Below are 20380 nucleotides of genomic sequence, written 5' to 3' on the forward strand. Positions count from 1 at the left end.
TGGTCGGCCGATGCGCGCCAGTCGGCCTCGTCTGTTCTTCCCCGGACTCAAGCAGCGAGGGATCGCGGAATGTCAGTGCCAGTCGCTCGGAAACCGCACAGGATACGAACCCCACGGCCCTTGCCCCTCGTCGTACCGCTGGCCGCCGTGGTGGTGGCCGGCGCGGCCGCCGGCGCGGTGATCGCTGCGGCACCCGAGGCGGCCAGGGACTGGGTCGCGGCGACCGTCGGCGTCGCCTGGGTGTGGGTGGCGGCCACCGTCGTCGTCACCGCGCTGAGCTCACGCCGGCTGCGCGCCACGGCGATGGCCGCCGCCGGTGAACTGCGGGCGGTCCAGGCCCAGGCGGCCCAGGCGGGCGCCGAGTCCGCCCATCTGGTGAACGTCACGCTCCCCTCGGTGGTGAAGCGCTTGCGCGACGGGGAGAACTCCGAGGACACCCTCGCCGGCACCCCACCGCCGACCGATCCCCAACTGCGGCGCATGCTCCAGGTGTTCGCCACCGAGCTCGGGGCCGGTGAGCGCCGGGCGGAGACCTCGGCCGCCAACAGCGCCTCCGCGGTACGCCAGTTGGCCCAGGCAGCCGACGATCTGGACCGGCTGACAGCGGTGACGCTGCCCGCCGCCTTCGAGCATCTGCGCCGGGGCGCCTCGGCCGACACCGTGCTCGGCGAGCTCGAGCAGCCCGCCGACGCTCGGCTGCGGGTGATCCTGGACGCGGTTGTCCGGGAGTTCGCCGTCAGTGAGCGGCGTGCGGCTGCCGCCCAGGGCGCGAGCGCCAAGGCGCTGAGCCGGGTGCAGGCCAAGGCCGTGAGCATGCTCGCCGACCTGCGGGAGATGCAGGATCGTCACGGCGAAGAGGTGTTCGGCGATCTGCTCAAGCTCGACCACAACACCTCGCAGCTCGGTCTGCTGACCGACCGCCTCGCGCTCCTGATGGGCGGCCGGTCGAGTCGGTCGTGGAACAAGCCGATCGGTATGGAGAGCATCCTGCGCGGCGCGGTGGGCCGGATCGCGGCCTATCAGCGGGTGCGGCTGCACTCCTCCAGCACCGCGGCGGTCGCCGGCTTCGCCGCCGAAGGCGTCATGCATCTGCTGGCGGAACTGATGGACAACGCGGCGAACTTCTCGCCGCCCATCGACGAGGTCCACGTCTATGTCGAGGAGCGCACCGCCGGCCTGGTCGTCACGATCGAGGACAGTGGGCTGAAGATGGCCGACGCCGCCATGCGGCGGGCCGAGGAGGCCGTGTCCGGCCGGGTCACCGACCTCGCGGCTCTTCAGGGCACCCGCCTCGGGCTCGCGGTGGTGGGCCGGCTGGCCGCCAAGTACCGGATGAGCGTCAACTTCCGGCCCTCCTCCCGTGGCGGCACCGGCGTCGTGGTGCTGTTCCCGCCGCAGCTGATGGCCCAGCAGCGCAGCGCGGTACCGGAGACGACGATCCACCGCGCCACCCCCGACACGGTGGAGCGGACGCCCGACGCACCCACGACCTCCGGCTCGGGTGCGGCCGCGCCCGGCACCGTGGCCGCCGCGGGCACTCCCTTCCCGGCCCAGGGCGGACCGCGCGTGGCGACGCCGAACGGCCTGCCCGTACGGCCGCCGGGGCGCACCATGGCCGCCGCCGACCGCGGCCGTGAACCGGCCGGTCCCGGCAAGGGGCACCAGGCGACCGACCGCGAGACCGGGACCGCGCGCGACCCGGGCCGTGACGCCGGTGCGCAGTTCGGCGCCTTCCACCGCGCCCGCAAGGCACAGGAGGACCGGCCCGCAGGGCCCACCGAGGAGTGATGCGATCCGCCCCGCCGGCGCCCGGGTCATGGCGCCACCCCCGTTACACGACGTGAGAGAAGGAGGCACGGGCGGATGACCGGAACACCGGGACGCATCCGCCCCACGCAGACGATGCAGACCACTGACAACAGCCTGACCTGGCTACTGGAAAGCCTTCTCGAACGCACCCCGGGCACCCGGCACGCCCTGGTGCTCTCCCGCGACGGGCTCAAGCTGTGCTGGACCCGGCATCTGACGCTCGACCAGGCCGATCAGCTGGCCGCGATCTGCTCGGGCATCCAGGCGCTGGCCCAGGGGGCGTCGGTCGAATTCGGCAACGGCAGCGGCGGCGTACGGCACTCGATGACCGAGTTCCACGGCGGATTGCTGTTCATCGTGGAGGCCGGCGACGGCGCCCATCTGGCGGTCGTCGCGGAGGACGGCGCCGATCCCGGCGTGGTGGGCCACCAGATGACGGATCTCGTGGAGCAGATCGGTGAGCATCTGCGGGCTGAGCCGCGGATGCCGACCCCGGAGAGTCCGCTCTCATGACCCGCAAACCCGTCGACACGGGTGATCCGGACCGGCTCTACACGGTCACGGGGGGCCGCAGCCGTGCCGACGACGACGCGTTCGACCTGGTGACGCTGATCGTCAGCGAGTGCGAGCCGACCCTCGGGATGCAGTCGGAGCATGTACGGATCCTCGACCTGTGCCGTCACCCGACCGCGGTCGTCGAGCTGTCCGCGGAGCTGAAACTGCCGGTGACGGTCGTACGGATCCTGCTGGGCGACCTGCTGGCGACGGGGCGTATCACGGCCCGCCATCCGCGGGCCGCCCGCGCGCTCGTCGATCTGCCCGACTCGGCCCTCTTGAAGGAGGTGCTCCATGGACTCCGCAACCTCTGAACTGCCCGCCCGCACCCCGCTCGTCGACTCGGCCGAGACCGGGCTGAAGATCGTGATCGTGGGTGGTTTCGGGGTCGGCAAGACCACCCTGGTGAAGTCGGTCAGCGAGATCCGTCCGCTGAACACCGAGGAAGTCATGACGCAGGCGGGTGTCGGCGTCGACGAGACCGCCGGTCTCGCCACCAAGACGACCACCACCGTCGCCTTCGACTTCGGCCGGATCAGCCTCAACGACCGTATGGTCCTGTACTTGTTCGGCGCACCGGGCCAGGAGCGCTTCTGGTTCCTGTGGGACCGGCTCTTCACCGGCACCCTGGGTGCCGTGGTGCTGGTCGACACCCGGCGCATGAGCGACTCCTGGTACGCGATCGACCGGCTCGAGCACCACCGGACGCCCTTCGTGGTGGCGGTCAACCGCTTCGACGACGACATGGCCGCCTTCTCGCTGGACGAGATACGCCAGGCGCTGTCGCTCGCCCCGCATGTGCCGCTGATCGACTGCGACGCCCGGGTCCGCTCGTCCGGCAAGCACGTCCTGATCAGCCTTGTCGACCACCTTCATGAACTGGCCATGGCACGGGAGATGACACCATGACCGACCCCGCCGCACCCGAACCCGCGCCGTCCCCGCCGCCGGGCTGCCCCGCTCATGCGGGGGCGATCCGCCTCAGCGGCCTGGAGTACCAGCAGAGCCCCTCCGAGCTGTACCGCTCGATGCGCCGTGAGCAGGGCGCGGTGGCCCCGATCCTGCTCGACGGGGACATCCCCGCCTGGCTGGTGCTCGGTTACGCCGAAGTCTCCTATGTGACCAGCCACGACGACTTGTTCGCCCGGGACTCGCGGCGCTGGAACCAGTGGGAGAACATCCCCGCCGACTGGCCGCTGATGCCGTTCGTCGGCTATCAGCCCTCGGTCCTGTTCGCCGAGGGCGCCGAGCACCAGCGGCGGGCGGGCGTCATCACCGAGGCGCTCGAGTCGGTCGACCAGTTCGAACTGGCCCACTGGAGCACGCGGATCGCCGACCAGTTGATCGACGGCTTCGCGGGCAGCGGGCAGGCCGAGCTGATGTCCGCGTACGCCCACGCACTGCCGATGCGGGCCGCGGTCCAGATGTGCGGGATGCCGGCGCGGGGCTCCGACACCGACGACCTCGTGCGCGATCTGCAGATCTCGCTGGACGCGGCCGAGGGCGACGACCCGGTGGCCGCTTACGTACGCGTACAGGAACGCATTCAGCGCCTGGTCAAGGACAAGCGCGGCACACCGGGTCCGGATGTCACCTCGCGGATGCTCCGGCATCCGGCGGGGCTGACGGACGAGGAGATCGTCCAGGACCTGATCTCGATCATCGCCGCGGCCCAGCAGCCGACGGCGAACTGGATCTGCAACACGCTGCGTCTGCTGCTGACCGACGACCGGTTCGCCCTGAACGTCTCCGGCGGCCGTCTCAGCGTCGGCCAGGCGCTCAACGAGGTGCTCTGGCTGGACACCCCCACGCAGAACTTCATCGGCCGCTGGGCGGTGCGCGACACGCAGCTCGGCGGCCGGCAGATCCGGGCGGGCGACTGTGTGGTGCTGGGGCTCGCGGCGGCCAACACCGATCCGCAGATCTGGCCCGAGGGTCACATCGGTGCCGAGAACTCCTCGCATCTGTCCTTCAGCAACGGTGAACACCGCTGCCCGTACCCGGCGCCCCTGCTGGCCGATGTGATCGCGCGTACCGCGATCGAGACGCTGCTGGAGCGGCTGCCGGACGTGGTTCTGGCCGTGGAGCCGGAGCAGTTGACCTGGCGGCCCTCCATCTGGATGCGGGGGCTGACGTCCCTGCCGGTGCAGTTCACGCCGGTCGTGCAGTGAGCGGCGGCGCCGGGGCCCGCGGTGGAACCGCGGCCCCGGCGCACCGGCCGGCCCCGCTGTGATCAGGCGTCGACGGGCGTGAAGCGGACGGGCAGCGACTGCGGCCCGCGCGTGAACACGCCCTGCTCGGACGGGACGAAGCCGTCCGCGAGCCGCATGTCCGGCATGGCGTCGAGCAGTTGGTTGACACCGGTCTCGACCTCGGCCTTGGCGAGCAGCGCGCCGACGCAGAAGTGCCGGCCGAGTGCGAACGCCAGATGGTCTGCGGCCGCGGAGAACGCCGTGGTCGAGGTGAGGTCGTCGCGGAAGATGTCGAAACGGTCCGGGTCCTTGTAGCGCTCCGCGTCCCGGTTCGCCGCGCCGATCAGACAGGTGACCGTCGCCCCCGCGGGGATCGTGCCGCCGCTGACCGTGACCTCGGTGGCCGTCTGCCGCATGATCATGTGGACCGGCGGGGTGTAGCGGAGGGTCTCGGCGAAGGCCCGGTCGATCAGGCTGCGGTCCTCCCGTACGGCGGCGAGCTGTTCGGGGTTGACCAGCAGATTGGCGAAGATGCTGGCGATCGCCTTGTCGGTGGTCTCACCGCCGGCGGCGAGCAGCAGGCTGCAGAAGGCCTTGATGTCCTCGTCGCTCATCCGTACGCCGTCGACCTCGGCCGCGCAGAGCGAGGACAGCAGGTCGTCGCCGAGGTGCTCGCGGCGCTCCTGGATGATCGGGATCATGTATTCGGCGAACTCGATACGGGTGCGCTCCCCCGCCGCCGTGACGTCGGGGTCGCCCGCGAGGTTGCCCAGGAAGGCGATGACGGTGGTGTACCAGCCGTGGAACCGGGCGTGGTCCGCCTTGTCGAGGCCGAGCATGTCGGCGATGACGTTGACCGGGAAACGGGTGGCGAAGGAGTCGACGAGGTCGGCCTCGCCCTTGTGCCGGATGCCGTCGATCAGTTCACGGGCGTTGCTCTCGATGACCGGCAGGAACTTCTCCTGGAGGTCCCTGCCCCGGAACGCCGGCGCCACCAGCGCCCTGCGGACGGCGTGTTCGCGCCCGCTGAGCTGGAGGATCGTCTTGCCGTGCACCGGCTCGATCTGCCATGCGTAATTGTCGGTGGTGTAGAGCGAGTCCTTGTCCTTGAAGGCCCGCTCGACGTCCCGGTAGCGCGAGATGAGATAGCTGTTGGTGGCCTCGTGCCAGATCAAGGGCGCGTGTTCACGCATGGCGCGGTAAGCCGGATAGGGGTTCGCGGCAAACTCCGGCGACAGGATGTCCGGTACCTGTTGTGCGGTGGCCATGGCGCTCCTTGAGCAGTAACGGGCAACTCACACAAGGCTATTGATCATCCGTCAGCTGAACCAGACCGGTCCTGGCCGAATCTGGTGCCTTGGTGCCCTTCTCCGGCGCGCGGCCTGATCCTGCGCCCGGGGCGGACAACCGTGCCCGGGGCCGGGCCCCCCTGCCTCGGCGAGCGCGGGCCACCGTGGTGGGGGATGCGGCGCACACTCGCCAGGCCGTCCGGCCGCCCGGGCACAGCACCGACGGCGGGCACTCGGGTCACCGGTCGCCGCGAGGGCAGACTCGATAACGGTGCATTCCGCTTTCGGTGAGTGGAAGCTATGACCACATCCCGAGATGCGCCTATCCGTGCACCGGATCTACGGATACGCAAATAATTCATGAACCCCGTGTGCCGCGGTTGCGGCTGAGCTGCTGGCGGGTCTGCGACTCCAGCTTCCGGCGCGCCCGGGACACGTGCTGCTCCACCGTGCGCGGCGACAGGTGCAGTGTGGTCGCGATCTCTCGGTTGGTGAGGCCCGCCGACGCCAGGTCCACGACCTCCTGCTCGCGCGGAGAGAGCTGGTCGCCGTAGCTGGGCCGCCCGCGCGGACGCTGCTCGGCCGCGGGCTGGTGGGAGCGGAGCGTGGCCCGTACCCGTGCGGCGTCCCACCCGGCGCCCATGTCGGTCAGCCGTTCCACGCAGGACGCCAGGGACTCGACCGCCGCCGCGAGCGCGTCCGGGTCGCTGTCCCCGCCCTCGGCCGCCGCCGCGAGCACGCAGGAGGCCGCCGCCTCGGCGGTGAGGATCGCCGCGTACGGCCGGGGCATCGCGGCGTACCTCTCCGTCGCGTCCTGGAAGTGCTGCACCGCCTCAGCGGGCCGGCCGGCGGTGTCCAGCAGGATGCCGCGACACCAGGACAGTGCCGCCATCGGGGACGGCAGAGCCGTGTCCTTCAGGCCCGCCTCGAACTCCGCGGTCATCGCCTCGGCCGTCTGACGGCGGCCGGCCCGGGCGGTCGCCTCCACCGCCCAGGGCGCCAGTTCGGCCGCCCACGCCCAGACGCCCTTGTCCCGCAGCCGGTCCCAGGCGTCGGCCGCCTCGGACGCCGCGCTGTCCAGATCGCCGCGGGCGAGTGCGGTACGGACGAGCGCGCCGGACGCCGCCGCGACATGCGGCAGCGGTGAGCCGACAGGCAGCGGATGCCCCTCTCCGGAGAGCCAGGCCGCCATCTGCTGCCATTCGCCCTGTGCGAGGGCCAGCATGCCGAGGACGATCCGCGCGTCCGCGGCGGGCCCGGGCATGACACCGGTCTCGGCCACGAAGGCCCTGGCCCGGGTGGTGAGGCCGTCCCAGGTGCCCGTCACCCAGTCCAGCAGCAGTCCGGTGCCGCGGCCGTCCTGTTCGACGTAGGTGGCTCCGCCGCGGACGGCGACATCGACACCCTCTTCGAGCAGCTCTCCCACGCGGGAGAGATGACCGAGCCACAGGGCGGCGTCCGCGGCGTTCACCAGCCCGCGGGCCACGTGCGGCAGCCGGTCCGACTGCTCGGTCTGGCCGCGCAGCCGTTCCAGGACGTCCCAGGCCGTGGGGTCGCCGATCTCCAGGAGGACCGCGATGCAGTTGGCGTCGACCGCTGTGCGCGCCTCGTCGTCGTGGCTGCCGGCCGCCATCTTCTGCACCTTCTCGAGCCAGTGCAGATTGCGTTCCAGCGGTACGGACGACATGACCGGCATGGCGAGCGCCGACATCGCGCGGGCGGCGAGGGCCGGCCGCTCGGCCAGCTCATCGACCGCCTGCTCCAGTTCCACCCAGCCCTGGAGCCCGCGGCCGGCCTGGTTGTAGAGCACCAGGCCGAGGTCGAGCCGGATCTGCCCGCGGACCGCCGGGGGCAGCGACTGCTCGTCGAGGATCTGGCGCAGCACCTGGACGGTCTGGTCGGTGTGCAGTCCGAGCACCGCGCTGTGGGCGAGGAGGCGGGCGAGGCGGGCCCTGGTCTCCCGCGGCACCGCGGGGTGCGAAAGAGCCTGTTCCAGCAGGTCGATCGCCGTCTGGTGGGCGCCTGCCTCGGCGCACTGCTGGGCCGCGTGTTCGACGGCCTTGAGCCACCCGCGTATCTGGCCGCCGCGGTGCCGGTGCGCCGCGAGCCGGGCCCACGGCACGGGATGACGGTGGGCGAGGACGTCGGCGGCCCTGCGGTGCATGTCCTGGCGCAGGGGGCCGGGCATCTCGCCGTAGACGGCGGTGCCCGCGAGGGGCGAGGGGAAGCCGTACAGATCGCGGTCGTTCTCCAGCAGCACCGCCCCGCGCAGTGAGGCGACGAGCGCCTCACGGCCGGCCGCGCCGGGCAACGCGGCCACCGCGTACAGGTCCGCCGCGCTGCTGGGCTCGTCGAGGACGGCGGCGGCGCGGGCCACGGCCCGGTGCTCCTCGGGCAGTGCGGCCAGCCGGCCGACGGCCAGCTCGGCCAGTCGTACGGGCGGGCCGGTGGCATCGAGGTCCTTGGCCGTGTAGCGCTCCCGGGGCCCGTACGCGTCCTCCAGCTGGCGCACGAGATCGACGACGACCTGAGGCACTCCGGCGGACCGCTCGTGGATCCGGGCGACGAGCTCGGGCGGGCAGCATTCGGGACCGAGGCGGTCCTCGACCAGCCGGCGGACCTCGTCGGCGTCCAGGGGTTCCAGGCGTACGCGCAGGACGGTGAGCCGGGCCGGGTAGGCGACGGCGCGGCCGAGGACGAGTCCGGGTTCGGCGAGTTCCTCGGGGCGGTAGGTGAGGACGGTGGCGAGCCCGGCGGGGGGCTGCTCCAGCAGTCCGCGCAGCAGGTCCCTGCCCGCGCCGTCCGCCCGGTGCACATCGTCGGCGATCAGCAGGACCGGACCGCCGGACTCCAACAGGGGTTCCAGATCCCCGGCGAGTGCGGCGGCGTCGGGGTGGATCCGCGGCGGCAGGGCGACCGGATCGGGGCGCTCACGTACGGGGGTGGCGCCCGGTTCCGTGCGGGGCACCCGGGCCGGGTGGTGCGTCAGCGCGACGCCGGAGGAGGTGAACGTCAGCACGACCCGGGGCCGCCCTCCGGCCTCGGCGCTGTCCAGCAGCCGGTCGACCAGGCGGCTCTTGCCGGTACCCGCGCGCCCCTCCAGCAGCAGGAGCGCCGACTGCCGGCCGGGGTGGGCGACCGTCTGTTGCAGCCATCGCTCCCAGACTTCGTCACTGAGCGTGCTCACCGGCTCACTCTCCTCGACATTTCTGGGCATTTCATTTCTTTAGGTATCCGTACTTCAGTCTCCCCAATTGCGCCGGGCTTGCCGAGACAGTGAGCGTAGTCCCACGGGCCCAGGCATCGACCTGGGCAGAAGGAGCCGACGTGATCGCATCAGAGGAGTCCTCCCAGTTTTCGTCGTCCGGGCACGGACCGTACGGCGGAACCTCGGGTCTGGCCCAGTGTGCGATGTCGGCGACGCCGGAAGCCGCCCGCACCCTGCGCCATTTCGCACGCGCAGTGGCCCGTCGATGGCGGTTGCACGACGAATTCCACGAAGCGCTCTCGGTGATCGTCACCGAGCTCGTCAGCAATGTGGTGCTGCACAGTGGCAGCACCTGGGTCGCCCTGGCCATCAAGGTCCGCGGCAACACGCTGGTGACGGAGGTCAGGGACGGCGGCCGGTGGAAGCATCGTCATGCACGACGCCAGGAACCGCTGGACGCTCACGCGGACTGCGGCCAGGGTCTGCGGCTCGTCGACGCATTCGCCACCAGGACCGTCACGCGACGGCTGCCGATGGGCAGCGTGGTCGCGGCTGAAATCGTCATGCCACCCCATCAGGGCGGGCCACGGCCCGTGACCCTGCACCCACGGATGGAGGACGAACCGTCGCCCCCCGTGGAGTTCCGTACGGTGATCGGGCTGACGGTGGAGCCGGACTGCCACTGACGCACACGGGGCAGCGAGGACCACGCGGACCGCGGGCGCGAGCCGGGCGACGGGAGAGGTCAGACCCTCCGCACCGGCTGCCGACGGCTGCAATCAAAGGTTCACGCTGCGGGTCAGGCTGGTGCGGGCCGGCCGACGGCTGCCCGTCAGACCTTCCGTGCCGCCTCACGATGGGCGTCGGCGAGGTCCAGGTAGACGGCGGCGTTCAGCTTGATGCCCTCGCGCTCCTCGTCCGTGAGCTCGCGCCGCACCTTGGCGGGCACCCCGGCGACGAGCGAGCCGGGCGGGACCCGCATCCCCTGCGGCACGAGAGCGTGCGCGGCCACCAGGGACCCGGTGCCGATGTGGGCACCGTTGAGGACCGTCGCCCCCATCCCCACCAGCACGTCGTCCTCGACCGTGCAGCCGTGCAGGACGGCGTTGTGGCCGACCGAGACGCGCTCCCCCACCGTCACGGGGAAGCCGGGATCCGAGTGGACCGTGCAGTTGTCCTGGATGTTGGAGTCGGCGCCGATGACGATCGGCCCGCAGTCCGCCCGCAGCACCGTCTGGTACCAGACGCCGGCGCCCGGCGCGAGGGTGACCTCACCGATGACGACCGAGGTCGGAGCGGTGAAAGCCTCCGGTGCGACGCTCGGCTCCCGGCCGCCCACACCCATGATCAGCGCCTCTGACGCCATCGCTGTCTCCTCGTTTCATGAACGGCGCACCGTTTCATGAACGGCGCACCGGACGGTCCGTACGGCTGCGCGACGACCGGGCCGCGGGTCAGTCGGCGGCGGGAACCGGCTCGGGTTCGAGGACCGTCCGCGTTTCCGCCTCGGCCGCCGCCTTCTTCGCACGGCTCTTGAGCACGAGCATGGAGGTCACACCGATCAGCACCGCGAGGACGAGCCCCAGCCACGAGAACCGCTTGAGCCACGCCTCGGCGACGACACCGACCGAGTAGATGACGGCGGTCGTGCCGCCCGCCCACAGGATGCCGCCGAAGACGTTGGCGATCAGGAACTTCCAGTACGGCATGCGCAGCACGCCCGCCAGGGGCCCGGCGAAGATCCGCAGCAGAGCGACGAAGCGTCCGAAGAAGACGGCCCACATGCCCCACTTCTCGAACGACCGCTCCGCCATGGCGATCTGAGCGGGGCCGAAGTGTTTCGGGAACTTCCCGCCGAGCCAGGCCAGCAGGGGCCTGCCGCCCTTGCGGCCGATCGTGTACCCGATCGAGTCGCCGATGATCGCGCCGGCCGTCGCACACGCGCCCAGGATGTACGGGTTGATGTCACCGTGCTGGGAGGCGAGCAGCGCCGAACTGACGAGGACGATCTCACCCGGCAGCGGGATACCGAGACTCTCGAGCCCGATCACCACCCCGACCAGCAGGTAGATGCTGAGCGGGGGGACGGTCTCGAGCCACTCCTGGACGTGCAACGCCGGTTCCTCCCGTGTGCGCAGTACCGCTGCCCGGCGTGCGCCCCCGTGGCGCACGCCGGGCAGCCTACCTGCTTCGGGAGTGGGGTCCGGCCGCCCGTCAGGCGTTGGGCCGCAGGGTCCAGACGACGGTCATCTCGCCGGTGACCGCGCCGTCGGCGCGCTCGATGGCGACGTTCACCGGGAACTCCGGGCGCTCGCCCGCGTCGAGTTCGGCGACGACGTCGGCGATGGGCCGGCCGAGGGTGGCCGTCGCGGTGACGACGCCCATCGCCAGCTTCTTGTAGCCGATCTCCGCCTTGACGGCGAGCGGTACGGCACGGTTCAGCTGGTCGCCGAAGGCGGCGATGACGATGGCACCGCTGGCGGACTCGGCGAGCGTGAACATCGCTCCGGCGTGCGGCCCGCCCACGTGGTTGTGGAAGTCGGGCTGGTCCGGCATGCGCAGTACGGCACGCTCGGCGGTGGTCTCCAGGAACTCCAGGTTCAGCGTCCGGGCCATGGGGACCGTGGCGGCGAGCATCTCGCCGACTGTCATCTGATCAGCGCTCATGCCTGGATGTTACCCACGAGTAGGGCCGCTTGGCCATCCCCGCGCGGGGGCGGACGTAGCCCCGGCGGCACGGCACCTCTATGGTTACTCGCCATGTGGCCAGGACAGCAGCCGCCCGGGGGCGAGAACCCGCAGGACCAGAACCCGTACCAGCAGCCGGGGTACCAACAGCCGAATCCGTACCAGCAGCCGGGGTACCAGCAGCCCAACCCGTACCAGCAGCCGACCGCGCCGCAGTACGGGGTGCCGATGCAGCCGCCCGGTGGCCCCACGCCGCCGGACGACAAGAAGAAGACGACGATCGTCGCGATCGTCGCGGCCACGGCCGTCGTCGCGGCTGCGGTGATCACGGGTGTCGTCGTGCTCGGGGACGACGACAGCACGTCCGTCGACAGCAAGCCCACGGCCTCGAAGACGCCGACGGTGAAGCAGCCGACCGGCGATCCCGCGGCCTCTCCCACGGAGAACCCGCGCGGCGGTGACGGCGGCAAGGCGACGATCGCCGGCTGGAAGGTCGTCTCCAACCCCAAGCACGGCACGCAGTTCGACGTCCCGGCGGGGTGGGAGGTCGCCGGTTCGGGCGTCAGCACCGGCTTCGAGGACGACAAGAAGGGCGACGGCTCCCCCGTCGTCGCGATGTCGGCTCCGGCCCACTACAAGTCCAAGTGGTGCACGTTCGACACCGACAAGGACGGCAAGCTCGAGGACTGGGGTCTGAGCACGACGGGCACCAAGGGCGGCAAGGGAGCCAAGGACGCCGCGACGGCCGCGTACAACGAGGCCGGCAACTGGGTCTGGGCGGGTTACGCGCAGACCGAGCCCAAGGGCACGGTGAAGGTGACCAAGGCCGTCCCGTACACGACGAAGTCGGGCCTGGCCGGCAGCGTGTCGACGGCGACCGCCATCGGGGTGAAGAAGGAGAACAAGTGCGAGACCGACGGCAAGTCGATCGCCTTCTCCTTCAAGGACCCCGCGGGTGAGTTCAAGTCCTGGGTCCTGTACGCCAACAAGGGTGTGCCGGACGAGGTCCCGGACGCGACCATCAAGCAGATCCTGAGCACGGTGCGGCTGGCGGCGACGCCCACGCCGTAACCGGTTTGGCAAGCAGGGCGGCCTGCGGGGATAGTCCGTGGGTGACCTCCTCCGCAGCCCCGCCCCGCCGCCACCCGCGCCGCCCCGAATGGGCCGGCCGCAACTACACGCTGCTGACCGCCGCCGCGATCGTCACCAACCTGGGAAGCCACGGTGCACTGATCGCGGCGGCGTTCGCCGTGCTGGAGTCCGGTGGCGACGCGGGCGATGTGGGTCTGGTCGCGGCTGCCCGTACGCTCCCGCTCGTTCTCTTCCTGCTGATCGGCGGCGCGGTCGCCGACCGGGTGCCGCGGCACCGGGTGATGGTCGCCGCCAACGCCCTGAACTGTGTGTCCCAGGGCGTCTTCGCGGTCCTGGTGCTGGCCGGCGACGCGCAGCTGTGGCAGATGATGCTCCTGACCGCGCTCTGCGGAACCGGGCAGGCGTTCTTCAACCCGGCCGCCGAAGGCATGCTGATGTCGAGCGTCAGCGGTGAGCAGGCGAGCCGGGCCTTCGCCGTGTTCCGGATGGCCATGCACGGTGCCTCGATCGGCGGTGCGGCGCTCGGCGGCGCGCTGATCGCGGCGATGGGGCCCGGCTGGGTGCTGGCGGTGGACGCGGTGGCGTTCGCGGTCGCCGGCGGGCTGCGCGCCTTCCTCCACGTCGGTCACATCGCGCCGCGCGCGCCCGGCGGCGGGCTGCTCGCCGATCTGCGCGACGGCTGGAAAGAAGTCATCAGCAGGCCGTGGCTGTGGGGCATCGTCGCGCAGTTCACGGTGGTCGTCGCCGTCGTGGGCGCCGCCGAGTCGGTGTTCGGACCGCTGGTGGCCGAGGACGAGTTGGGCGGCGCCGGACCCTGGGGCATGGCGCTGGCGGCCTTCGGTGTGGGCACCCTCCTCGGTGCGCTGCTGATGATGCGGTGGAAGCCGCGGCGGCTGCTGCTCGCGGGCACGCTGTGCGTCTTCCCCCTCGCCCTGCCGTCCGCCGCGCTCGCCGTGCCGCTGCCGGTCCCGGGACTGGCCGCCGTGATGCTGGTGAGCGGGGTGGCGATCGAGGTGTTCGGCGTCGCGTGGATGACGGCGCTGCACCAGGAGATCCCGGAGGAGATGCTCTCGCGGGTCTGCGCCTACGACTGGTTCGGCTCGGTGGCCATGCTGCCGCTGGCGACCGCGCTCGCCGGGCCCGCGGAGAGCGTGTTCGGGCGGAGCGCGTCGCTGTGGGGGTGCTCGGCGCTCGTGGTCCTCGTGACCGCGGCCGTGCTGTTCGTGCCGGACGTCCGGCATCTGGCCCGCCGCTCCGGGAAGGTCGCCGCCGCGGGCCCCGGCCCCCTCCCGGTGGCCTCAGCCGATGCTGAAGGCGCCGCCGGGCGGCTCGGGTGACGCCTGGGCATCGGCGTCCGCCACCGGCGTCGCGGATCCCATGAGCCGCCGCAGCGGGGCGCCGTCCTCGACGCGTGCGGGGAACGGGTCCGCCGAAGTGCGGCGGGCGAGGGCTGCCGTGTCGAGCGGGGCGTGGGACGCGAGCAGCAGGACGTTGCCGAAGCGGCGTCCGCGCAGCACCGCCGGTTCGGCAATCACGGCGAGTTCGGCGAACACCGCGGCGAAGGTGGCCAACTGGGAGCCCAGGAACGCGAACGGAGCGCTGTCGGCGAGGTTCGCCGCGTAGATCCCGCCCGGCCTCAGGACGCGTTCGGCCGCTCGCGCGTACTCGACCGAGGTCACTTGCGCCGGCACCCGCGATCCGCCGAAGACATCGGCGATCAGCAGGTCGGCCGAGTCCGCCGGCGCCGCGTCGATCCAGGCGCGGGCGTCCGCCGCGTGCAGCGCGATGCCCGAGCCGTCGGGCAGCGGCAGTTGCTCCGCGACCAGGTCGAGCAGACCGCGGTCGAACTCCACCACGTCCTGCCGTGAGCCGGGCCGGGTCACCGCGGCGTAGCGCGGCAAAGTGAGGGCTCCGCCGCCGAGGTGCAGCAGATCGAGTGGCGCACCCTCGTCGGCGCAGGTGTCGATGACATGGGCGAGCCGCCTGGTGTACTCGAACTCCAGATGCGTGGGCTCGTCCAGGTCGACGTACGACTGGGGAGCGTCGTCGACGGTGAGCAGCCAGGCCCGCTCGCGGTCGATGTCGGGCATGAGCCTGGCGGTGCCCCGGTCGACCTCGCGGACAACCGGTATCTGCTCGTTCACGGTCACATTGTGCCCGGGCCGCTCGCGCCGGCAGGCGCGGGGACGGCCGGGGAGCGCCCGCCCGTACCCGTCCGAGCGCGCCGGCCGCAGGCAACTGTTGCCGAGCACACGCCCGCCGCAAGCCACCGCTGTGCGCCGCGCCCGCCGCAAGCAACCGCCCGTGCCGAGCTGCGGCAACCGCCCCGCACCGAGCGTCCCGCCGTCAGCCGGACCAGACCGCCGCGACCTCGTCGGCGTGCGCCGCCGCCTGGGCGAGTCCCGCCCGTGCCGCGGGCGCCCGCCGGGCCGGGTCCAGGACATTGCGGCCGAACGCCTTCCGCGCCGCCCGGTCCGGGGTGATGACGGCGACGCGGGCCCCTTCATCCCGCAGTCGCGCGGCCTGCACCCGGGCGGCCGGCACCGGTCCGCCGCCGATAGCCATCGGGGCCACCACGACGACCCTGCCGTACCCGGAGGCGAGATCCGCGTTGGAGGACGACCGCACTCCCCCGTCGATGAACAGCCGGCCGTCGATCTCCATGGGCGGCCAGACCCCCGGCACCGCGCAGCTCGCGGCCACCGCGTCCACGAGTCCGACCCCGCTGTTCCGGTCGAAGGGGCGGAACTCGCCCGTGGCGGCGTCGACGGCCGTCACCACGAGCCGCCGTTGCTCGGGCCACTCGTGCGACAGCAGCCGCCGGGCGATGACCTCCCGGCGCCCTGCCCCGCCGTCCGTCCCGGACTTGATCGCCATCTTCCCCATGCGGATGCCGTACGCCGTGCTGTCGCGCGCCCGCAGCACGGTCCAGGCGTAACGGGCCAGCATCGCGGGCCCCATGCTCGCGGTGATCTCCCCGTCGGGGGAGGCGAGTTGACGCTCGTACAGCTCCGGGAGCTCCAGCAGCCCGGAGACGAGCTGCGCGCCCACGACCGAGCCCGCCGAGGTGCCGATCACCGTGTCGGCGCCGGTCACATCCACGCCCGCCCGCGCGAGTCCGTGCAGGATGCCGATCTCCCAGCCGATGCCGGTGAGACCGCCGCCGCCGAGCACCAGGGCCGTGTCGCCCATCGCCGCCGCCTTCCGCCGAGGTGTGTGGCAGCAGCGTAGGCGCAGGTGGCCGGTCCTCGTACGGTGCGTACGGGGACCGGCCGTGCGCCTCACCCGGCGGCGGCAGCCTTCACGCCGGCGACCTCGGTCACCGTGCCGGCGCCGACCGTGCGGCCGCCCTCGCGGATGGCGAAGCCGAGACCGGCCTCCAACGGGATGTCACGTCCCAGCTCGACGGTCATGGTGACCGTGTCGCCGGGCTGCGCAACGGCCCGCTCGCCGAGGTCGACGTCCCCGACGACGTCCGCGGTGCGGATGTAGAACTGCGGCCGGTAGCCGGTGGAGACCGCCGTCCTGCGGCCGCCCTCCTTGGCCGAGAGCACATACACCTGGGCGGTGAAGTGCCGGCTCGGAGTGACGCTGCCGGGCGCGGCCACCACATGGCCGCGGCGCACCGCGTCGCGCGGCAGTCCGCGCAGCAGCAGTGCGACGTTGTCTCCCGCCTCGGCGGACTCCATCGGCTTGCCGAAGGTCTCCAGGCCGGTGACGACCGTCTCGGTGTCCGCGCCGAGCACCTGCACACGGTCGCCGACGCGTACCGTGCCCCGCTCGACGGCGCCGGTGACGACCGTCCCGCGCCCGGTGATGGTCAGGACGTTCTCCACCGGCAGCAGGAACGGCGCGTCGGTGTACCTGACGGGCATCGGCACATAGGTGTCGACGGCGTCGAGCAACGCCTCCACGGCGGCGGTCCAGCGTGGGTCGCCCTCCAGCGCCCTGAGCCCGGAGACCCGGACGACGGGAGCGGCCTCGCCGCCGTAGCCGTGCGCGGTGAGGAGCTCGCGGACCTCCAGCTCGACCAGGTCGGTCAGCTCGTCGTCACCCGCGTCGGCCTTGTTCAGCGCGACGACGATGTGGTCGACACCGACCTGACGGGCGAGCAGGACGTGCTCGGCCGTCTGCGGCATGACCCCGTCGAGCGCGGAGACGACCAGGATCGCCCCGTCGAGCTGGGCGGCGCCCGTGACCATGTTCTTGACGTAGTCGGCGTGCCCGGGCATGTCCACGTGCGCGTAGTGCCGGGTGTCCGTCTCGTACTCGACGTGCGCGATGTTGATGGTGATGCCCCGCTGCGCCTCCTCCGGCGCCCGGTCGATGCGGTCGAAGGACACGTAGGAGGTGCTGCTCCCGGAGCGCTCGGCGAGCACTTTCGTGATGGCGGCGGTCAGCGTGGTCTTGCCGTGGTCGACATGGCCCATGGTGCCGATGTTGAGATGCGGCTTGGTGCGTACGTATGCCGTCTTGGGCATGGCTGTTTCCTCGGACTTCCTCGGAGTGCGAAGCGTGATGAGGACCCCTGGGCCTTGCCGACCCTCCCCCTGCGGGGTCCGCCGGACGTTCCGGGAAGGGTCAGCTTCGGGCGCCGCCGAACGGCGCCGCGGCAGCGGCTGCCGCCGCCGTGAGGAATGCGGCAGCCTTCGGCGCGTCCGCGACTGCGGACGGCGCTGCGAGAAAGGCGTACCGGAACATGAGGACGATGTTCGCCCACGGCCCGCGCCGCGTCGAATGGTTTTCCGTGTACGGGAGTTCGGCGGGTCCGGATTCTCCGTGAAGGGAGATCAGCAGGTCACAGGTTCTTCAGCGCTTCCCGTACCGACAGCGGGGAGAGCCGGTCCCGGGCGGAGCCGACGAAGTCCCGTACGGCGTCGGGGTCGGTCTTGGCGTACTCCCGCAGGCACCAGCCGATCGCCTTGCGGATGAAGAAGTCGGGGTGGTCGCCGCGGCGCAGGCAGTACCCGAAGAGACGCCCGGTGTCGGTGGACTCCTTGTAGCGCAGTTGATGGAGCAGCGCCGTGCGGGCGACCCACAGATCGTCGTCGTCGATCCAGGCGTCCATGTCGGTCCTGAGCGCGGGGTCGGCCGCGACGAGCGGTCCGACGACATGTGCGGCGAGCGCGTCGACGGTGTCCCACCAGGAGACAGTGGTGACGAGCCGGCGGACGACGGGCAGAAAGCCGGAGGAGCAGCGGCGGACGTGACGGCGCAGATAGTCGGCGGCGAAGTAGGCGTACTCCCGCTCGGGCAGCGCCCAGCAGCGCAGTGCGATCGCCGTGCAGTCGGTCTCGTCCGGCGCCGGCAGCCCTGCGAGCGCGGTGCGGGACATGACGCGCCGCTCGGCGGTGTAGATCCCGAGGAAGGGCGCGACCCCCTTCATGTACGCGGCGGCGCCCGCCGCCCGGACCGGATCGGCCCCGGTGGGGTACAGCGCGGTCAGTCGTTCCATGACCGTGTCGGCGAGCTCGCTGCGTGGTACCGCGGGGGTCATGCGTCACAGATTACGGCGATCACATCCCTATGTCGGTTACTGTCTCCGGATGTTCGAGCCCGTCCCCAGGCCCGCTTCCCCACTCGCCGTCCGCTGCACCCGGGTGTTGTTGTCCCCGTGGTCGCGGCTGTCGCTGCTGGTCCTCATGCTGGCGACCGCGGCGGCACTGGTCCTGCTGTACGAGCCGCAGAGACTGCTCTCCGGCGGCTTCCCGGCCCAACTCGGCGGCGCCGCCGCGGTGATGCTGTTCGGTGTGGCGTACGGCGCGTGCACCGCCGCTTTCGTACCGCGGCCGTTGCTCAACCTGGCGGCGGGCGCGCTGTTCGGCTCACAGGCCGGTCTCGTCTCGGCGATCGCCGGCACGGTGATCGGTGCGGGCATCTCCTTCACCCTCGGCCGTCTGCTGGGACAGGACGCGCTGCGTCCGCTGGTGAAGGGCCGCTGGCTGAAGGCCGCGGACACCCAGCTCAGTACGCACGGCTTCCGCTCGATGCTGGCGATCAGGCTCTTCCCCGGTGTGCCCTTCGCCGCGGCCAACTACTGTGCGGCCGTCTCCCGCATGGGCTACGTCCCGTTCCTGCTGGCCACCGGACTGGGCTCGATCCCGAACACCGCGGCGTACGTCGTCGCGGGCAGCCGGGCCGGGTCGCCGACGTCGCCGGTGTTCCTGATCGCGATGGGCTTCATCGTGGTCACGGGTCTCGGCGCCGCGGCCGTCGCCTGGCGCAAGCGCCATCGTCTGCCGAGCAGTTGACCCTCTGAGGCGCTGCTCGCGCCTGGGCCCTGCCAGGGCCCGAGGCACAGCCCGCCGTGGAGGGACGCTAGGCTGCCTCAGACCTGGCGCATGATCGAGAACGCTACGCGCCGCCTGACCGTGATCATTTCTTGGACGGCGTAGTTTTCCATGTCTTGGTTCGAATCATTCATCCTCGGGCTCGTCCAGGGGCTGACCGAATTCCTGCCCATCTCCTCCAGCGCTCATCTGCGGCTCACCGCGGCGTTCGCCGGATGGCACGACCCGGGTGCGGCATTCACCGCGATCACTCAGATCGGCACCGAGGCGGCCGTCCTGATCTACTTCCGCAAGGACATCGCGAGGATCGTCTCGGCATGGTTCCGCTCGCTGACCGACAAGGCGATGCGCAGCGACCACGACGCCCAGATGGGCTGGCTGGTGATCGTCGGCTCGATCCCGATCGGCGTGCTGGGCATCACGCTCAAGGACCAGATCGAGGGCCCGTTCCGTGATCTGCGCCTCATCGCCACCACGCTGATCGTGATGGGCATCGTCCTCGGCATCGCCGACCGGCTCGCCGCCCGCGACGAGACGGGCGGCAAGCACCGCGCCATCAGGGAGCGCAAGACGCTGCGCGAACTGAGCGTCAAGGACGGTCTGATCTTCGGCATCTGCCAGGCGATGGCCCTCGTCCCCGGTGTCTCCCGGTCCGGCGCCACCATCAGCGGCGGTCTGCTGATGGGCTACACCCGCGAGGCCGCGGCCCGCTACTCGTTCCTGCTGGCCATCCCCGCCGTCCTCGCTTCCGGCGCGTACGAGCTCAAGGACGCGAGCGAGGGCCATGTGTCCTGGGGGCCCACCATTTTCGCGACGTTCATCGCGTTCGGTGTGGGCTACGCGGTCATCGCATGGTTCATGAAGTTCATCACTACCAAGAGCTTCATGCCCTTCGTCATCTACCGGGTGATTCTGGGAATTGCCCTGTTCATCCTGGTCGGAACGGACACTCTGAGCCCCCACGCGGGCGAGTCGGGCGACTGACGCCACACGCCGAAGGGAAGACGCGCCGCTCGGGCCCGTCGTAGCCTGTTCGCCATGTCCACCCTTCGACCCGAGACCGAGACCGCCCTGTCCGCCACCGAGTTGAACGCCCGCATCCGAGAGCTGTGGGCCGACGGGCAGCTGCCCGACGACCGGCGCCCGGAGTACGAGGCGCTCGTGGTGAAGTGGGCGGCCGCGGCTCTCGAAGGTGTGGGGCGAGCGGCCTGACGTCCGCAGCGGGCGCGTGGATCATGAGGTGCCCGCGCTCGGCTA

Annotated in this window: 20 protein-coding genes; 11 read left to right on the plus strand and 9 right to left on the minus strand. The window is 71.5% G+C overall.

Translation table 11 applies throughout. The features are described from left to right. Nucleotides 1-69: 69 nt before the first annotated feature. The 5 genes from ACQPWZ_RS05235 (at nt 70) to ACQPWZ_RS05255 (ending at nt 4535) form a co-directional block, all read left to right on the plus strand. On the plus strand, nt 70-1788 hold the full coding sequence (locus tag ACQPWZ_RS05235; RefSeq protein ID WP_433570780.1) for a sensor histidine kinase: 1719 nt from the start codon (nt 70-72) through the stop codon (nt 1786-1788). A 75-nt stretch (nt 1789-1863) separates the two neighbouring features. Next, the gene (locus ACQPWZ_RS05240; protein WP_383233859.1) at nt 1864-2322 is read left to right on the plus strand and encodes a roadblock/LC7 domain-containing protein; all 459 of its coding nucleotides are present in this window, start codon (nt 1864-1866) and stop codon (nt 2320-2322) included. Beyond that, on the plus strand, nt 2319-2678 hold the full coding sequence (locus tag ACQPWZ_RS05245; RefSeq protein ID WP_340471953.1) for a DUF742 domain-containing protein: 360 nt from the start codon (nt 2319-2321) through the stop codon (nt 2676-2678). The genes ACQPWZ_RS05240 and ACQPWZ_RS05245 overlap by 4 nt, the downstream gene beginning before the upstream one ends. Continuing rightward, on the plus strand, nt 2659-3273 hold the full coding sequence (locus ACQPWZ_RS05250) for a GTP-binding protein (RefSeq protein ID WP_313947623.1): 615 nt from the start codon (nt 2659-2661) through the stop codon (nt 3271-3273). The genes ACQPWZ_RS05245 and ACQPWZ_RS05250 overlap by 20 nt, the downstream gene beginning before the upstream one ends. Beyond that, nucleotides 3270-4535: a cytochrome P450 gene (locus ACQPWZ_RS05255; RefSeq protein ID WP_328859915.1), complete on the plus strand. Its 1266-nt coding sequence runs from the start codon at nt 3270-3272 to the stop codon at nt 4533-4535. Before ACQPWZ_RS05250 ends, ACQPWZ_RS05255 begins: the two co-directional genes overlap by 4 nt. Before the next feature lie 62 nt (nt 4536-4597). Here ACQPWZ_RS05255 and ACQPWZ_RS05260 read toward each other — a convergent pair whose 3' ends face one another. Continuing rightward, complete coding sequence (locus tag ACQPWZ_RS05260; protein WP_340471954.1) at nt 4598-5824, minus strand: cytochrome P450; 1227 nt, start codon at nt 5822-5824, stop codon at nt 4598-4600. A 379-nt stretch (nt 5825-6203) separates the two neighbouring features. Beyond that, entirely contained in the window at nt 6204-9032 is a 2829-nt protein-coding gene (locus ACQPWZ_RS05265) for a LuxR C-terminal-related transcriptional regulator (protein ID WP_433570781.1), read from the minus strand. Nucleotides 9033-9172: 140 nt separating this feature from the next. Between ACQPWZ_RS05265 and ACQPWZ_RS05270 the strand changes: the two genes are divergently transcribed. Further along, on the plus strand, nt 9173-9739 hold the full coding sequence (locus tag ACQPWZ_RS05270; RefSeq protein WP_356704659.1) for an ATP-binding protein: 567 nt from the start codon (nt 9173-9175) through the stop codon (nt 9737-9739). A 146-nt stretch (nt 9740-9885) separates the two neighbouring features. Here ACQPWZ_RS05270 and ACQPWZ_RS05275 read toward each other — a convergent pair whose 3' ends face one another. The 3 genes from ACQPWZ_RS05275 to ACQPWZ_RS05285 form a co-directional block, all read right to left on the minus strand. Continuing rightward, nucleotides 9886-10419: a gamma carbonic anhydrase family protein gene (locus ACQPWZ_RS05275; protein WP_340471957.1), complete on the minus strand. Its 534-nt coding sequence runs from the start codon at nt 10417-10419 to the stop codon at nt 9886-9888. Between the two features lie 88 nt (nt 10420-10507). Then, entirely contained in the window at nt 10508-11167 is a 660-nt protein-coding gene (locus ACQPWZ_RS05280; protein ID WP_433573771.1) for a DedA family protein, read from the minus strand. A gap of 100 nt (nt 11168-11267) precedes the next feature. Then, the gene (locus ACQPWZ_RS05285; RefSeq protein WP_340477742.1) at nt 11268-11705 is read right to left on the minus strand and encodes a DUF4442 domain-containing protein; all 438 of its coding nucleotides are present in this window, start codon (nt 11703-11705) and stop codon (nt 11268-11270) included. Nucleotides 11706-11813: 108 nt separating this feature from the next. Here ACQPWZ_RS05285 and ACQPWZ_RS05290 point away from each other — a divergent pair, with 108 nt between their 5' ends. Both ACQPWZ_RS05290 and ACQPWZ_RS05295 read left to right on the plus strand, forming a co-directional pair. Then, nucleotides 11814-12812 (plus strand): hypothetical protein, encoded by a 999-nt coding sequence (locus ACQPWZ_RS05290; RefSeq protein WP_340471958.1) that lies wholly within the window; start codon nt 11814-11816, stop codon nt 12810-12812. Between the two features lie 41 nt (nt 12813-12853). Continuing rightward, complete coding sequence (locus ACQPWZ_RS05295; RefSeq protein ID WP_433570782.1) at nt 12854-14170, plus strand: MFS transporter; 1317 nt, start codon at nt 12854-12856, stop codon at nt 14168-14170. Here the strand turns inward: ACQPWZ_RS05295 and ACQPWZ_RS05300 are convergent. From ACQPWZ_RS05300 to ACQPWZ_RS05315, 4 genes are all read right to left on the minus strand, one after another. Then, the gene (locus tag ACQPWZ_RS05300) at nt 14132-14977 is read right to left on the minus strand and encodes a spermidine synthase (protein WP_433570783.1); all 846 of its coding nucleotides are present in this window, start codon (nt 14975-14977) and stop codon (nt 14132-14134) included. The genes ACQPWZ_RS05295 and ACQPWZ_RS05300 overlap by 39 nt on opposite strands. 202 nt (nt 14978-15179) lie before the next feature. After that, nucleotides 15180-16025: a patatin-like phospholipase family protein gene (locus ACQPWZ_RS05305; protein WP_433570784.1), complete on the minus strand. Its 846-nt coding sequence runs from the start codon at nt 16023-16025 to the stop codon at nt 15180-15182. 89 nt (nt 16026-16114) lie between these two features. Then, nucleotides 16115-17314, minus strand: a complete 1200-nt coding sequence (tuf, locus tag ACQPWZ_RS05310) for an elongation factor Tu (protein WP_340471962.1) — start codon at nt 17312-17314, stop codon at nt 16115-16117. Nucleotides 17315-17631: 317 nt separating this feature from the next. After that, nucleotides 17632-18330, minus strand: coding sequence for a DNA alkylation repair protein (locus ACQPWZ_RS05315; protein ID WP_433570785.1), 699 nt, complete (start codon nt 18328-18330; stop codon nt 17632-17634). 49 nt (nt 18331-18379) lie between these two features. On the opposite strand from ACQPWZ_RS05315, the gene ACQPWZ_RS05320 reads away from it, so the two are divergent. From ACQPWZ_RS05320 to ACQPWZ_RS05330, 3 genes are all read left to right on the plus strand, one after another. After that, on the plus strand, nt 18380-19084 hold the full coding sequence (locus tag ACQPWZ_RS05320; RefSeq protein ID WP_433570786.1) for a TVP38/TMEM64 family protein: 705 nt from the start codon (nt 18380-18382) through the stop codon (nt 19082-19084). A 150-nt stretch (nt 19085-19234) separates the two neighbouring features. Further along, nucleotides 19235-20107, plus strand: coding sequence for an undecaprenyl-diphosphate phosphatase (locus ACQPWZ_RS05325; protein ID WP_356704652.1), 873 nt, complete (start codon nt 19235-19237; stop codon nt 20105-20107). Between the two features lie 54 nt (nt 20108-20161). Then, the gene (locus ACQPWZ_RS05330; RefSeq protein ID WP_340471966.1) at nt 20162-20335 is read left to right on the plus strand and encodes a hypothetical protein; all 174 of its coding nucleotides are present in this window, start codon (nt 20162-20164) and stop codon (nt 20333-20335) included. Nucleotides 20336-20380 lie beyond the last annotated feature (45 nt).

This window comes from Streptomyces sp. CA-251247, from assembly GCF_050952975.1.
GTDB lineage: Bacteria > Actinomycetota > Actinomycetes > Streptomycetales > Streptomycetaceae > Streptomyces > Streptomyces achmelvichensis.

What these genes read in the sequence shown, in the direction of transcription:
- ACQPWZ_RS05330 (WP_340471966.1), top strand. Translation starts at nt 20,162, where the DNA reads ATGTCCACCCTTCGACCCGAGACCGAGACCGCCCTGTCCGCCACCGAG.
- ACQPWZ_RS05250 (WP_313947623.1), top strand. Translation starts at nt 2,659, where the DNA reads ATGGACTCCGCAACCTCTGAACTGCCCGCCCGCACCCCGCTCGTCGAC.
- ACQPWZ_RS05305 (WP_433570784.1), bottom strand. Translation starts at nt 16,025, where the DNA reads ATGGGCGACACGGCCCTGGTGCTCGGCGGCGGCGGTCTCACCGGCATC.
- ACQPWZ_RS05325 (WP_356704652.1), top strand. Translation starts at nt 19,235, where the DNA reads ATGTCTTGGTTCGAATCATTCATCCTCGGGCTCGTCCAGGGGCTGACC.
- tuf (WP_340471962.1), bottom strand. Translation starts at nt 17,314, where the DNA reads ATGCCCAAGACGGCATACGTACGCACCAAGCCGCATCTCAACATCGGC.
- ACQPWZ_RS05235 (WP_433570780.1), top strand. Translation starts at nt 70, where the DNA reads ATGTCAGTGCCAGTCGCTCGGAAACCGCACAGGATACGAACCCCACGG.
- ACQPWZ_RS05315 (WP_433570785.1), bottom strand. Translation starts at nt 18,330, where the DNA reads ATGACCCCCGCGGTACCACGCAGCGAGCTCGCCGACACGGTCATGGAA.
- ACQPWZ_RS05255 (WP_328859915.1), top strand. Translation starts at nt 3,270, where the DNA reads ATGACCGACCCCGCCGCACCCGAACCCGCGCCGTCCCCGCCGCCGGGC.
- ACQPWZ_RS05240 (WP_383233859.1), top strand. Translation starts at nt 1,864, where the DNA reads ATGACCGGAACACCGGGACGCATCCGCCCCACGCAGACGATGCAGACC.
- ACQPWZ_RS05285 (WP_340477742.1), bottom strand. Translation starts at nt 11,705, where the DNA reads ATGACAGTCGGCGAGATGCTCGCCGCCACGGTCCCCATGGCCCGGACG.
- ACQPWZ_RS05275 (WP_340471957.1), bottom strand. Translation starts at nt 10,419, where the DNA reads ATGGCGTCAGAGGCGCTGATCATGGGTGTGGGCGGCCGGGAGCCGAGC.
- ACQPWZ_RS05260 (WP_340471954.1), bottom strand. Translation starts at nt 5,824, where the DNA reads ATGGCCACCGCACAACAGGTACCGGACATCCTGTCGCCGGAGTTTGCC.
- ACQPWZ_RS05245 (WP_340471953.1), top strand. Translation starts at nt 2,319, where the DNA reads ATGACCCGCAAACCCGTCGACACGGGTGATCCGGACCGGCTCTACACG.
- ACQPWZ_RS05320 (WP_433570786.1), top strand. Translation starts at nt 18,380, where the DNA reads ATGTTCGAGCCCGTCCCCAGGCCCGCTTCCCCACTCGCCGTCCGCTGC.
- ACQPWZ_RS05290 (WP_340471958.1), top strand. Translation starts at nt 11,814, where the DNA reads ATGTGGCCAGGACAGCAGCCGCCCGGGGGCGAGAACCCGCAGGACCAG.